Annotated in this window: 13 protein-coding genes; 4 read left to right on the forward strand and 9 right to left on the reverse strand. The window is 43.6% G+C overall.

Annotation, left to right across the window (positions count from 1 at the left end; all coding sequences use genetic code 11):
• Positions 1–23: 23 nt before the first annotated feature.
• The 4 genes from AB5I83_RS11555 to AB5I83_RS11570 all read right to left on the reverse strand — a co-directional run bounded on the left by AB5I83_RS11555 (position 24) and on the right by AB5I83_RS11570 (position 5,485).
• Positions 24–2,264: an EAL domain-containing protein gene (locus AB5I83_RS11555; protein WP_448975489.1), complete on the reverse strand. Its 2,241-nt coding sequence runs from the start codon at positions 2,262–2,264 to the stop codon at positions 24–26.
• A 168-nt stretch (positions 2,265–2,432) separates the two neighbouring features.
• Positions 2,433–3,737: a DUF2254 domain-containing protein gene (locus tag AB5I83_RS11560; RefSeq protein ID WP_448975491.1), complete on the reverse strand. Its 1,305-nt coding sequence runs from the start codon at positions 3,735–3,737 to the stop codon at positions 2,433–2,435.
• A gap of 237 nt (positions 3,738–3,974) precedes the next feature.
• Positions 3,975–4,961: a lipocalin family protein gene (locus AB5I83_RS11565; RefSeq protein WP_448975493.1), complete on the reverse strand. Its 987-nt coding sequence runs from the start codon at positions 4,959–4,961 to the stop codon at positions 3,975–3,977.
• Between the two features lie 83 nt (positions 4,962–5,044).
• Positions 5,045–5,485, reverse strand: a complete 441-nt coding sequence (locus AB5I83_RS11570) for an SRPBCC family protein (RefSeq protein ID WP_448975494.1) — start codon at positions 5,483–5,485, stop codon at positions 5,045–5,047.
• 164 nt (positions 5,486–5,649) lie between these two features.
• Between AB5I83_RS11570 and rluF the strand changes: the two genes are divergently transcribed.
• Positions 5,650–6,357, forward strand: coding sequence for a 23S rRNA pseudouridine(2604) synthase RluF (gene rluF / locus AB5I83_RS11575; protein WP_448975978.1), 708 nt, complete (start codon positions 5,650–5,652; stop codon positions 6,355–6,357).
• Between the two features lie 263 nt (positions 6,358–6,620).
• Here the strand turns inward: rluF and AB5I83_RS11580 are convergent, their stop codons facing one another.
• Together AB5I83_RS11580 and AB5I83_RS11585 are read right to left on the reverse strand one after the other, a co-directional pair.
• The gene (locus AB5I83_RS11580; protein WP_448975496.1) at positions 6,621–7,889 is read right to left on the reverse strand and encodes an MFS transporter; all 1,269 of its coding nucleotides are present in this window, start codon (positions 7,887–7,889) and stop codon (positions 6,621–6,623) included.
• Positions 7,890–8,366, reverse strand: a complete 477-nt coding sequence (locus tag AB5I83_RS11585; protein ID WP_448975497.1) for an ArsR/SmtB family transcription factor — start codon at positions 8,364–8,366, stop codon at positions 7,890–7,892. It lies immediately after the preceding gene.
• 168 nt (positions 8,367–8,534) lie between these two features.
• On the opposite strand from AB5I83_RS11585, the gene AB5I83_RS11590 reads away from it, so the two are divergent.
• From AB5I83_RS11590 to AB5I83_RS11600, 3 genes are all read left to right on the forward strand, one after another.
• On the forward strand, positions 8,535–9,305 hold the full coding sequence (locus AB5I83_RS11590) for an RQC-minor-1 family DNA-binding protein (RefSeq protein WP_448975499.1): 771 nt from the start codon (positions 8,535–8,537) through the stop codon (positions 9,303–9,305).
• A gap of 118 nt (positions 9,306–9,423) precedes the next feature.
• Positions 9,424–9,870: a MarR family winged helix-turn-helix transcriptional regulator gene (locus tag AB5I83_RS11595; protein WP_448975501.1), complete on the forward strand. Its 447-nt coding sequence runs from the start codon at positions 9,424–9,426 to the stop codon at positions 9,868–9,870.
• A 15-nt stretch (positions 9,871–9,885) separates the two neighbouring features.
• A complete protein-coding gene (locus tag AB5I83_RS11600) occupies positions 9,886–11,085 on the forward strand; it encodes an MFS transporter (protein ID WP_448975503.1) in 1,200 nt (399 codons plus the stop codon).
• A gap of 293 nt (positions 11,086–11,378) precedes the next feature.
• Here the strand turns inward: AB5I83_RS11600 and AB5I83_RS11605 are convergent, their stop codons facing one another.
• The 3 genes from AB5I83_RS11605 to AB5I83_RS11615 all read right to left on the reverse strand — a co-directional run bounded on the left by AB5I83_RS11605 (position 11,379) and on the right by AB5I83_RS11615 (position 13,702).
• The gene (locus AB5I83_RS11605) at positions 11,379–11,894 is read right to left on the reverse strand and encodes a CBO0543 family protein (protein ID WP_448975505.1); all 516 of its coding nucleotides are present in this window, start codon (positions 11,892–11,894) and stop codon (positions 11,379–11,381) included.
• A gap of 105 nt (positions 11,895–11,999) precedes the next feature.
• Complete coding sequence (locus AB5I83_RS11610; protein ID WP_448975506.1) at positions 12,000–12,938, reverse strand: 5-oxoprolinase subunit C family protein; 939 nt, start codon at positions 12,936–12,938, stop codon at positions 12,000–12,002.
• Entirely contained in the window at positions 12,935–13,702 is a 768-nt protein-coding gene (locus AB5I83_RS11615) for a LamB/YcsF family protein (RefSeq protein WP_448975508.1), read from the reverse strand. Before AB5I83_RS11615 ends, AB5I83_RS11610 begins: the two co-directional genes overlap by 4 nt.
• Positions 13,703–13,704: the final 2 nt, after the last annotated feature.

Raw genomic sequence — 13,704 nt, forward strand, 5'->3', positions numbered from 1 at the left:
GGAAAATAAAAAAAGACATTCCGCTATTGCAGAATGCCTTCATGTTTCACATTGTTAAAAAGCAATTCTTCCATTTGCTCCACCGGAAGCGGCTTGCTGAAATGATAGCCTTGTCCGACCATGCAGCCATTTTTGAGCAAAAATGCAACCTGCTCTTTTTCCTCGACGCCTTCAGCAATAACCTCGAATTGCAGATTATGCCCCATGTCGATGATGGTCTTGACCATCGCTCCATGGTTGGAATGGTGAATGATGTCATCGACAAAAGATTTGTCGATTTTGATTTTATCAATCGGAAAATGCTTTAGTAAGCTTAACGATGAATACCCGGTACCAAAATCATCAATTGCAAGTGTAATGCCCAGCTCCTTCAGTTGATCAAGTATCAACGCTGTCTTCTCACTGTTCTGCATGACGCTTTCTGTGATCTCAAAATCAAGAAACTTTGGAGCCAGCTGCGTATCGGCCAGTACTTGTTTTACACTATCAATGAAATGATCCTCCTGGAGCTGGCGTACAGAAATGTTCACTGACATCGGGATGGGTCTGTAGCCTTGCTCCTGCCAAGCTTTGTTTTGGGCAGCCGCTTTTTCCAGCACCCATTTCCCAAGCGGGACAATCAATCCCGTTTCCTCAGCAAGGGGAATGAACTCAGCCGGTGAAATGAGGCCATTCTCCGGATGGATCCAGCGCACAAGTGCTTCCACACCAATAATTTCACCAGTTTCCAGATTAATCTGTGGTTGATAATGAAGCGTGAGCTGATTTTGTTCCAACGCTTTCCTCAGACCGTTCTCCAGCTCCATTTTGCGTGAGGAAAGACCATCCAGCTGGTTGGTGTAAAACTGGTAATTATTTTTTCCGCGATCCTTCGCGAGATACATTGCCGTATCCGCATGCTTGATCAGTGTTTCCTCATCTTGGCCGTCTTCTGGTGCCATGCTGATGCCAATACTTGGAGTCACAAAGAACTCCTGGCCTTCGATTGTAATCCCCGTACCGAATTCTTCAAGAATCCTATCAGCAATTTCGCTGACTTGATCTTTCCCAAGGCCTTTAAGGACAATGATGAATTCATCACCGCCCTGGCGCGAAACCAGCCCCTGCTCTTTGACTGCATTTTTCAGTCTGCTGGCGACGACTTTTAACAGTAAGTCACCAAAACGGTGGCCCTTTGTGTCATTGATAATTTTGAAACGATCGAGGTCAAGGAACAGAATTGCGAGCCTTTCATTCCCTTTAGATAGCGAATCTTTCAGGTGCTTCCGGACCATATTCCGATTCGGCAGGCCGGTAAGCACGTCATAATAGGCCATATATTTGATTGTTCTTTCCGCTTTTTTGCGCTGAGTCAAATCCCGGCCGACAATTTGTTCAGCCATTCTTCCTTCATATAAAATCGGCATTGCCGACATCTCAACCACAATTTCAGTCCCATCTAACTGAACTGCCTTAAATTCAAACCATAATTTTTCCTCAAAATCCTCACCTATTGCCAGTTCACGATTTTTTATATGAGCCAGTACATCAGGCGGAATCAGCCTGGAGATGGGCTGACCGATCAAATCTCCCGGGCTTTCCGCCTTAAAAAGCTTGCATCCGGCTTCATTGATATAATCCAGCTTTCCTCTGCTGTACACCGCAATTAAATCGGGAGACATTTCCACAAGGCTGCGATATCGGCCTTCGCTTTCCTGCCGGTTGGTGATATCGAAAAGCACACTAGTAAAATCAATGAAGTTTCCATTATCATCTATGACAGGGATGCCTCTATCCTGAATCCAGCGCACCTCTCCATCAGGCCGGATGATTCGGTATATACTGGTGACTGCTTCCCCTCTTGATAACCCTGCTTCCCTTTCGGTTAATATGTGCAGGTCATCAGGATGAATGACTTTTTTCCAGAGAGTGTTGTCTTGGTAAAATTCTTCAGACGAATGACCGTATAATTTTTCGATACCAGAGGTAATTAGTAATGTATCTGTTTTCAGGTCATGTGACCAGATTGCGACATCCAGGGTATCAAAAATGCTTTTAAGTCTTTTTTTATGCCCATTCAAATCCTCTGCTGCATTTTTTAGTCCCTTAATTACGAAGAAGACCACTGCGATGTAAATGAAGGATACAGCCAAATCAATCAAAAAGCCCTCTTTTTCACTTATGGTAAAATAAAACGATGTCAGCCAATCCATCAGCTCTGCTAACAGAAGAAAAATAATTATCGATAAACCGGTGAATCGTGTAATCTTCCCTTTATTGCCCATTAAAATTTATCCTCCTGTGCCACGCCGCACGAATGTCTATTGTAATATATTGGTGCAGTTCTTCTACTAAAATAACAAAGAACACTGGTCCGGCACAATGAGATTATTCCATATGACCCACAAAATTGAGGTTTTTTGTCACTTTCTGTATTAAAACACCAATGGACACTAAAGGGCGATGCCCAGAACCGTTGACAGTTCTCTCTTTTTTTCATTCAAATAGATTTGGTCGATCTCCTTCAATTCGTTAGAATCGAATTTTTCCATGCTGTAGATATACAGCTCCCATACGCTCTTCTTCAAGGATTCATCCTCCGTTTTTCCGATCAGCAGGTACGCGTCGATCAAAGCAGTCAGAATGGAAAAGTCCTGGCTTCCATAATGAACAATCTGATAAAAAGATAAATATAAGATATCCATCGTGCGTTTTTGCTTCCCGATAATCCTTGGCTGCATATCTTCATCATAATAAGCTATATACCGTCCGTTTGAACGGACTCGGCATAAGTGGGACAGAGCCATGCCTAAATAGGAGATACAGACTCTGGCCGTATTCGGATCATTAATTCCCGGTGAGATGGCCCTCAAGGCAACTTCCACAATCTTCTGGAGTGCAAATTCAGGATCCTGGATTGATGACCGTTCTTTTCCGAGTCTTAAATAATGATTCAAGGCAGCATCAATATCCTCATCGAACTCGCCACTATGATGGACCCTGAAAGCAATACTGTTTTCTGTCATGAAATCACCATTCAGGAAGTTGGCTTCAACCCCAATTTCGTTTTCAGATGCATATTCCAATAGTCCCTGATAATCAGTCAGCTGGACATAACCGAACCCCCTGCATTTTACATCCCGCACAAATTCATAGGTGAAACCAGCATCCTTCCTGTCATCAATCACATTCGTGTATTCACTTTCCAATGTATCCTCCTGACTTTTAATCACCTTCAGAGCACCTTCCGTGATCTCCCTGATCAATGTGCTGACCTGGACGGAGGTGGCGACATTATGGATAAAATAGGCGAAGAAGGCGAGACAGATGAACGCAATGACAACTCCAACCGTAGCCGAAATGACCTCGCTCTCATACCACGTTTCGCTCATGAACAGCAGCGACAGGATCGAGTAGACAAAGCCTCCCATGAAGATTCCGAGCACACGCAATGTAACAGGATCCTCGACGAAGTTACTCAAAGTCCTCGGAGAAAATTGAGATGAATATGTAGTCAGGACGACCATGATCGTTGAAAAAGTAATCGTCGTCATCGTCAGCAGAGCACCGGAAATTGAACCTAGAATCGTCTGTGCCAAATCTACATTTGTCAGCAGGAACGAAGGCACTATTCCCTGGGCGAGTTCGTTATGATCGATATATATCACGGCCAATGCCAGCAGGAATGCAAGTACACTATATATAACTGGCTTCAGCCACATGCTTTGCCTTATTCGTAAAGCAATCTTTTTCAACAAATATAACAGCCCCTTAAGTTACCAACTCTTTCCTTACTTATTTAGACCATTTTCGGGGTGTTTAATCCTTTATTGAAGGATTCCATTGCTATTCTCTCTATAAAACTTTTCTTAATCGAAAAAAACCTTGCTAACCGCAGCAAGGTTCCCCATTTCAGTTCGCATACCCCACAAGCTCCATAAAACCTCTTCCTTTTAGTGACCTGCTCTTTCCATTTTCCAGCTTTTCACTGCCAGTTACTTACATACCCCTTCCCAAATGGCCTGTATGGGGCCAATGATCAACATTTCCTGGTTTGGGAATTCCGCTTCAACATGAAGCTCGATTCCAAGTTCGGGAATGCGAATCTCCCATTCTACTGGATACCTGGCATTTGTTTTCAGGCTTTTCCAGTACTTTATTTTTTGAAAAGTTATATTTCTCGTAAACTTGATACTGCCGTCCTCTTCAATAAGGTTTGCCATCGGCTTTCCGGAGGACATTTGATTAAGCAGCAGCTCACGGCCATCGCTTAGCTGAAGCCCAAACCAGTCCCAGCCTGATCCTTTTACTAATGAGTAATCACGTCCCCATTGATGGTCGAACCAACCAGTGCCGCTTACATTTTCCGTTTTCGAATCAGTCCTTACCATCCCGCTCATAGAATTCCTCGTAGTAGAGTAATAGTACAAATCGTCCGGCTTTCCATCGCCGCCTATCAGTGCAGCAGGTTTCATTGGTGTGAATTCAAGTTCAATCTCTGAATTTTTCTCCTTTAAAATTACATCAAAACCAACCGCCTTTTCCCCTATGAAGTTCAGCCTGTGGCTCCCATAAGTTAACTTAATGGGATTCTGATTGATTTTCGCAGTTTTCAACATTTTGTGAGGTGCAGGTATCTTCCCCTTAAGCAATTGTTTATAGAGTCTCCAGATTCTTCTATCTGTTGGGTGGCGCAAAAGGTAGAAAGGCAAATATATGGCGAGCATCGCAAGCTTAACCCTTGTATCGAAACTTGAAAAATTGGAGCGTTTTTTACTGTTCAGGTCGATCAAAGTATGGATGATATAATGCCCTTTGCCAATCTCAAGCTCGCCTACACGGAAAAATGATGCCATCACCGCATATCGGCCTCCCCTGTCTCCATTCAAAAAAGCAAAAAAGTACCACCATTCGATATTGGCATCTCCATGCGGCCCAGCATCCTTTGGCAGTGTAATCCTGTCTAACCGTCCTTCATTCATCCCAGCACACACCTTCTGTTTTTTAGTAAGGTATGCAAGGGACAGTAAAAAAGCATCAAAGAAGCCATTTCCTTCTTTGATGCTTATCCTAATCCTTCGATTATTTCTTTTATTTTTCTCAGGTCTTTCCTATTTGCCTTTCTCATCATTGAAGCCATAAAAGGCGACATTAGTTTGGAGAATCCAGACGGTTCACCCTGATTCCTCAAAGTCATCCGTGTTGTATTCGAATCCAATGCTTTCCAGATGTATGTAGTCTTCATCGGGAATGGGCCTTCTGAGGTTTGCATCACCATTTTCACTCCTGGGACATACTCGGCAATTTCATAAATATAAGCTAGTTCCCGGCCAAGGAATTTTGCTTTAAAAGCAATCTTCGAACCAATTTTCAAAGGTTTTTCAGTGATCCATTCAGCAGAATCAATGTTCACATACCATTCCGGAGCGTTGTCAGGATTGGATGCATATCGAGAAACCTCATCAACTGGGGACTTTATATCTATTTCTGTCAGGACATCTACCAATATAATTCCTCCACATTTAAAGCGTTTTTGAACATTATAATATAAGTTAAGCCAGAATCGACAATTTACTTGCCGTTTTTATTGCCGACTGCTGGAAAGCTTGAAAATAAATCTACAGTGGAATATCCTTAAATGTATACTTTATATTTAAGGATGGGATTACCCTGCGTATCAATAAATTCATCAGCGAAACAGGAAAAACGTCGAGACGCGGAGCTGACCGTCTCGTTGAGGAAGGCCGCGTGACCATCAACGGAAAAGTGGCGAAAATCGGCAGCCAGGTTGAGCCTGGCGATGTCGTCAAGCTAAATGGCGAAGAAATCAGGGTGGCACAAAACTATGTATATTTAGCTTTGAATAAACCAGTCGGAATCACCTCCACAACGGAGAGGCATGTGAAAGGCAATATCATCGACCTTGTCAATCACCCGCTAAGGATTTTCAATATCGGACGCCTCGACAAGGATTCAGAAGGTCTGATCCTGCTCACGAATGACGGAGACATCGTAAACGAAATCCTGCGAGCCGAAAACAAGCATGAAAAAGAGTACATTGTTTCAGTCGACAAGCCCATTACTCCAGAATTCGTCAAGGCGATGTCAGAAGGAGTGAGGATCCTCGGGACCAAAACACTGCCTGCAAAAGTCGTCCAGCTTTCCAAATATGAGTTCAATATCATCCTTACACAAGGATTGAACAGGCAAATTCGCCGCATGTGTGAAACCCTTGGATATCAAGTTGTCAGATTGCAGCGCATCCGCATCATGAACATCCATCTAGGGAACCTGCCAATTGGCCAATGGCGGGACTTGAATAAGAAAGAAAAAAGGCAGCTTTTCAGCGACTTGAATTACGAACCTAAGGAATGGTAAAAGGATGAGCCGCCGCTCATCCTTTTCTTTCTGTCTATTAAAATTTATAAGCGGAGAATTTCCGTCTATTGTCTATAGAAGACGCTTATGAAGCAGAAATAAACGGAGATATTCCGGTTAGCTGCTTGAAATTAGATAAAATCCAACCCTTCTTGATGAAATAACCGGAAAAACGACCCTTATTTTTAAGAAAATAATGGGCTTTTTCCATTTAAGCGGAATTTTTCCGTCTATTATCAATCAACCATTTAGTTATAAAAGATTTAGATCGAGGCTGCTTTGGGCTGGTCTTCTTCCCGCAATAATGTAAGGAACATCTTCTCGCGGTAAAGATAGAATACGACTGCAAACAAACTCAATCCGCACACGCCTAACAACAGCCACACAGGCAATTTTTCGAGCAAAAACCCAAACAAGATGAATCCTGCAGGAGTCATGGCGCTTGAACCTGTTTCGAGCAGGGCCATGACCCTTCCGCGATACTCATCAGGAGTGTTTTTTTGCAAAAGGACGCTTACAGGTGTGTTGATGAACATGATGGATGCAGAGAGAATCAGGACCATACCGATCAAGAATCCGAAGACGGCTGCGTTTGGCAGGCTCATGAAACCAGGCAGCGCTGGAAGACCAATCATCATCAAGGTCGCTGAAAGCAACACCATCCCCCCTATGATGGATCGCTCCTTCCTTCTGATTTCCTTCCGCGCTGACAGGATGATGGCCATGACCATCATGCCGACGGAGAAGGCTCCTTCTATGAAACCCAGCTGAATGGAGGACATTTTCTTGACTGTCAGAACTAAATACGGCATGGCGACCGGAAAGACCGCAAACCAAAAGTTCAGCCAGACGCTCAGGATGACAAGATGGAGAAGAAATGGCTGCCCCTTTATATAGGCTACTCCTTCCCTCAAGTCTTCTGATACACGTGTTGTTTTTTTACCTTGTGTTTTCTTAGAAAATAAATTGTATTCTATGAGGATGCTTGCAAAAGCTGCGATGAGATAAGTAAGTATGTTCAATGCCATGAAGAGATGGATTTGGATCAGACCAAAGAATACTCCGCCAAGCACCGGACCCAGGATGGCAGAGAGGGAAATGGCCGCTTGATTCAATGACATTGCTCTTTGCAGATGATCCGGCCCGACCATGTTGTAAATCGAAGAGGTAACGGCGATGGAATAAAAAGTACTGATAATGCTCAATCCGGTCGTTGCGACATACAAAATCCAGATTTCCTGTGTAAAAAACAGAAAGGATACCAGAATCACTCCAAGCCAGAAAGCACTTGCAAAGTTCGAGAAAATGATGATTTTCTTGCGGTCGAGACGGTCGCTTAATGTCCCCGCAACCGGAGCAAGCAGAATCCGCGGCAGCATGCTGAGCACAAGCGTGAGCGCAAAATTGAGGCTTGAACCTGTTTTCGCCAGGATATACAGTCCGATGGCAAATGCATAAATCGATGACCCAAGTACGGAAGTTACCTTTCCAACCAGGAACAAGACAAGGTTTTTCTTAATGGCACTTTCCACTTAATTTTCCTCCTCCACTTCTCTTTTTAATGAGATATTAATTTCATATGAAGTTTTATCCTGATCACTTTTCACTGCAGATTTTTTAACGTATTTCAAAAAAAGCGAATCGATATCGTTCTGCAGCTCCTTCCTGTCTTCCTCTGTCAAAGTAAGATATGTGGACTGGCTTATAACCTTTTCTGAAACGGGCTTCCCGGCCTCATTCTTCAGGTTGAAATGGGTGGCTCTTGACCGGTAGTATTTTTCGATGATCCCCCTTTTTTCCTTCGTCTCCTCCAATTCGAGAATCCCGCCATTATACAGCTGCTGGATATGGTAATGGATGCTTCCTGCAGACTTTCCCAGCTCATCTGCAACCTGCTTTGCCGTCATCGCTTGCGTTGCAAGCAAATAAATGATTTTTACCCGCAGCGGGCTCGAGATCAATTTTTGCTGTTCTAGATTCACATCCATCGTTTTCTTTATATAATCCACTGAAATCACCTTCCAATATATCCATATGTTCTAAATTTATTTTACGTTCTAAAATTTTAGAATGCAATGTTTTTTTAGACTGATACTTTTCTCATTTATACTTGCATGACTATTTTGCAGTATGATGCAATAATTACACTAACGTTCTAACTGATTGGAGTTTTTTACATGAACAAATGTAATACGATGAATACATTAAGTGAAGATGAACTTACCACAATATTGCTCGCTGCCAACGAAATCATTATGTACGGCGGCAAGGGGCTGCTTGGCAAGATTCTTGCAGGCTCAAAGGACAGGAGGATTTATACAGTCGACCTTCACCTGACCCCTTTTTACGGTGCATTTGCAGACATGAAACAAAAAGAAATCATGGACAAAGTTGCTTGGGTGATGGCCAACGGATACCTTTCGGCCGATGAAAAGCTTTCCCTACTTATGTATACTGACAAAGGCTGGAACCTTATTAAAGACCAACTCGCAGAAGTTATTTACAAAAAGTTCACCCTCGCTGCAGAATACGGAAAATACGAGTATATACAATTCATCCTCTACCAGGATCCAAAAGTAAAGATGGATCTGCTCGATTTAATTGAAAAAAGAGACAACAAAGCACAAATTGACATGCTTATTGAGTGGCTGGAAACCGAAGACTTTAAACCCGTTCCTGAAAGGATTCATGAAGTCATTCAGAAATTGGACAAGGGTGTCTCTCGCGGTCCTCAGCCAACAAGCAGTCCGCTCTCTTTTTCAGCCAATAAAAAGTGGCTGTCTATCCCTCAAGGTATCAGGCAGATGTTTGTGCAGAACGTTTACTGCGGACATTGCCGAGATTCGGTTCAAATTGTGAAATATGTAATCAAAGACTTCAACGACACAGTAGTGCTTGAAGGAAAGTGCAAAAACTGCGGCAATGCGGTCGCAAGAGTAATTGATTAAAGGCACCTGGTTGAATCCAGGTTTTCTTTTGGTCAAATATAATTTGTATACAAACTATATTTACACAAACTAATTCTGTATGATATGATTTTTAAAGGCCAGTAAGGAGGACATAATTATGAATCTTTCTATGGATAAAGCAATTGGCTCTGCCTCGGTTCGGTTGAGCAAGAGGCTGACGCGAATCATCAACTTATACTTAAAACCTTATCAAATTACGACGGAGCAATGGAGTGTGCTGCGCACTTTGAGCGAATCCGATGAGATTTCCCAAAAAGAATTATCGCTTCGTTCCGATAAGGATCAGGCAACTTTGACAAAAATTTTGGATCTGCTGGTTAAGCAAGAGAATGTTGAGAGAATTGCCAACCCTCTGGACAGGAGATCTTTCCTGGTAAAAATCACTCCAAAGGGCGCCATAATCGCTGCGGAAGTGACTCCTTATCTTGAGGAGATTTTCACGAAGATTACACATGGAATTGATGAGGAACGCCTTGAGATATTCAGGGATGTATCACTCACCCTCGAGTCCAATATCGAAAAACTTTTGGAGGAAAACAAATAGAAAGAAGGCAATCTAATGAATACACCCAGGTTATGGACAGCACAGTTTACGGCCATTGTCATAATGGCTTTTTTATTTTTCCTATGCCTGCAGCTTTTGACTGCCGGCTTCCCCGCTTTCATCACGGACATTAAAAATAATCCTGCCCAGGGAGGCTTGATGACAACTGTCTTTATGGTTTCCGCCATTGCAATCCGTCCTTTTGTCCCTTCCTTGATGCAGAAGATGGACAAAAAGAAATTAAGCGTTATTTCTCTTGGCTTTATTGCTATTTCTGTAGCCTTAAGCTTTGGTCAGGATTCAGTGGCTCTGCTGCTCCTGCTCCGTATTTTCCATGGCATTGGTTTTGGGATCATCACGACGATTTTCTCGACGATGGCAACGAATATCATCCCTGCCCACCGATTGGGCGAGGGAATTGGCTATTACGGAATGGCCACCAGTGTCGGGACAAGTCTTGGACCGATGCTGGCACTGGCTTTGCTGCAGGTTTTTTCTTTTAACCTGCTTATACTTCTTTCCGTAGGATTGACTCTCCTTACCTTGCTTTTGAACCTTTTCATTAAAGGTCCGCGGAAACCAGCTAAAAAGATGGCGATAGTCCAGAAAAGCCATTTCAGGGAGCATGCCTTTGACCGTCATGCCTTTACACCTGCAATTCTTACAGCATTTTTCTCTATTACGCTTGGCGGAGTGGTAAGCTTCCTTCGGGAATTAGGGAAAGAGGCGGGTCTTGGGGCAACGATCTCGCTGTTCTTTCTTGTCCTGACAATTGTGATGGTCGTCATCAGACCGTTCTCCGGAAGGATATATGATCGATTGGGACACAAATTCATCATCTACCCTGCTGTGGTCTCGGGAATCATTGGGCTGACACTTTTGGCCATCACTCAAAATACCATGACCCTTTTAGTCGCCGCCGTTTTTTACGGGCTGGCTTACGGAACAGTAGCCCCGACTCTTCAAGCACTTGCGGTGGGTGCGGTACAAAAGGAGAAACAAGGAACAGCAAATGCGATGTATTTTTCCTCCATGGACCTTGGAATGGCTCTCGGGTCTGCCGGACTGGGATTGCTTGCTTCCTATACGAGCTACCACTTCATATACGGGTTCTCGGTCATCTTCCTCGTTGGATTGATGCTTGCCTATACCTTTGTCTTCGTCGTGAAAAAGAAGCCACAAGAACAAATCGTAAAAAAATCGATCGAAGCGTAACAAAAAGCGCTGGAGTTGGATTAAGACACTTAAAATGTAGTTATACACAGAATGCTTTTATAGTTTCCTGATGTACATTAAAAAACACGGTCGAGCCTTTCCCACCGTGTTTCTTTTAATGTTTATCGTCAGGATCCCGCCTGACCTCATGCCTTGTGATATACTTCCACATGGCGATATAGGTCAGGAAAAGCAAAACTAGAAACACCGGTGCTGATAATACATTCTGTATCAACAAATTAAGCCACCTCTTTTATTTGGCTGCTTTCTTAATATCAATGTGATGATAGCCTTTATTTTAGGCTGTCCAGCGGAAAAGGAAATAATATATAAAAAATGACAGCGAGCGGGATTGAAATGATCCAGGCCAGGGCGGGTTTCCGGTAATGAATCCATAGAGTCACGAATAAAATCAGGTTCAGCCAAATATTGTGCCAGCTGTTCCAGCCATTATCATATACGTACATTCCTCTGTGAGCGAATAATGCTTCAATGATGGTATAGAAGGTCACCCAGCTCCCTAGATAGATCAACTGATTTCTTCTGTTAGCAGGAAAGCGCTGCAGATAGATGATCAATCCGACCGGGCAGATAAAAAAAGTGAAGGCGATATTGATGATGGAATGGCTCAGCCAGTCAGCCGTAATACCCCTGAAAGCCCAAAGAGTATGGTTATAGTAAAGCGTGTTATAGAGAAGGTTCACCATCATGAAAAAAAGGATGGTTGAGTATTGCCTTTTCCATTGTGACCAATCAACAAATTTATAAGCGAAAAAAATCCAAACTACTATCACCAACAAAAGATACATGCTTCTCTCTCCCGGAAAGTACTGATTTCATCAGTTATTTCCCGGAGGTGAGGTTTTATACATAAAAAGAGACCTGTTTGTCAGGTCTCTTAAAAAGGGGTATTACTATACAACAATGGAAAGGGCTTGGAGAAGTTTTTTCTGCTTCACGTAAAGCTTTTGTGCTTCTTCCACGGTGATTTTCACAAAGCGGAGTTTAGTTCCTGGTTTTGCCTGGGCCAGGATCGGCAGGTCAACGGATATTACAGTGGCAATCCTTGCATATCCTCCGGTCGTCTGTCTTTCTGCCATCAGGATGATGGGCTGTCCGTTAGATGGCACCTGGATTCCTCCTGCTTGAATGGCATCTGAGATGATATCTGCGCCGCCAATATGGCTAAGCTCGGGGCCTTCAAGACGATAACCCATTCTGTTTGATTGTGGCGAAACCATGTAGTCTCCTGATAAAAACTGTTCGATCGCATTTGAAGTGAATTTTTCAAGATGAGGGCCAAGGATCACCCGGATTTCAAGCTGGGTTTTATATTCAGGAATAAAGTCTTTATGTAAAAATCGATTTCTTCGGACAAATGGATTGCCATGTAAACTATCCCCCTGTTCCAGCTGCCGTCCATCCAAACCGCCTATACCTCCATTGATGAAGGTGGACTTGCTGCCCAGCACAAGCGGAACCTCAATTCCACCGGCTACTCCAATATACGCTCTTGCCCCGTTTCCTCCATTTCCAAATGACAATACATCCCCTTTTTTAAAAACAAAGCATCTCCACATCGGCACTTCCTCATTATTCACCATCGGCTTCAGGGCACCTCCGCAGATTGCGATTGATACATCAGCCATGGCTTCGAGACGCGGGCCGATTATGGTGACTTCCAGCCCGGATTCGCCAAGAGGGTTCCCAACAAGGATATTGGCCATTTGCAAGGCATAAGCGTCCATCGCTCCCGAAGGACTGATGCCAAACCGCTGATAGCCTTTCCTCCCTAAATCCTGTACGGTTGTTTGCAAGCCAGCTTTGAGGACTTTAATCAAAGGTACATTCATTTTGCATCAAAGCCTCTGCCTACTTCTACCCCTTCAGCTTTCAATGCCCCTTTTAACGCAACAGCAAAGTCGAGTGCCTGCGGTTCATCTCCATGGATGCAGACTGTATCTGCCTTTATGTCAATGTCCGTCCCATCAACTGCCTCAACTTTCCCTTCACGTACCATCCGGACTACTCTGCTGATGGCCAAATCAGAATCGTGAATCATCGCGTTTGATTGAGAACGCGGCGTCAGCGAACCATCAGGCTGATACGTTCGGTCGGCAAACACTTCCTGTGCCACCGACAATCCCCTTTCCATCCCCGCTTTCACAAGCGAGCTGCCTGCAAGCCCGAACAAGACAAGAGACGGATCGACATCCGCCACTGCTTTGGCAATGGCTTCAGCTATTCCTTCATCTTTTGCAGCCATATTGTACAGCGCGCCATGCGGCTTTACATGATTCACCTTTGTTCCACAAACCTTCGCAATCGCAGCAAGAGCGCCAATCTGGTAAACCGTTATATTATAAATCTCCTCATTGCTTACCATCATTTCTCTCCTGCCGAATCCATGCAAGTCTGAAAAGCCGGGATGTGCGCCTATCTTCACTCCATACGCTTTTGCCATTTTCACCGTTTCCACCATTACATTATGGTCGCCTCCATGATATCCGCAGGCGATGTTGGCAGAAGTGATATGCTTCAACACTTCTTTATCATTGCCAATTTTATAGAATCCGTAGCTTTCAGCTAAATCACAGTTAAGATCAACGAATAACACCT

This window comes from Mesobacillus sp. LC4, from assembly GCF_053543455.1.

Excerpts from the sequence above, each read along its gene's own strand:
- AB5I83_RS11610 (WP_448975506.1), bottom strand. The coding sequence starts at position 12,938 with ATGAATGTACCTTTGATTAAAGTCCTCAAAGCTGGCTTGCAAACAACC.
- AB5I83_RS11590 (WP_448975499.1), top strand. The coding sequence starts at position 8,535 with ATGAACAAATGTAATACGATGAATACATTAAGTGAAGATGAACTTACC.
- AB5I83_RS11565 (WP_448975493.1), bottom strand. The coding sequence starts at position 4,961 with ATGAATGAAGGACGGTTAGACAGGATTACACTGCCAAAGGATGCTGGG.
- AB5I83_RS11600 (WP_448975503.1), top strand. The coding sequence starts at position 9,886 with ATGAATACACCCAGGTTATGGACAGCACAGTTTACGGCCATTGTCATA.
- AB5I83_RS11595 (WP_448975501.1), top strand. The coding sequence starts at position 9,424 with ATGAATCTTTCTATGGATAAAGCAATTGGCTCTGCCTCGGTTCGGTTG.
- AB5I83_RS11555 (WP_448975489.1), bottom strand. The coding sequence starts at position 2,264 with ATGGGCAATAAAGGGAAGATTACACGATTCACCGGTTTATCGATAATT.
- AB5I83_RS11605 (WP_448975505.1), bottom strand. The coding sequence starts at position 11,894 with ATGTATCTTTTGTTGGTGATAGTAGTTTGGATTTTTTTCGCTTATAAA.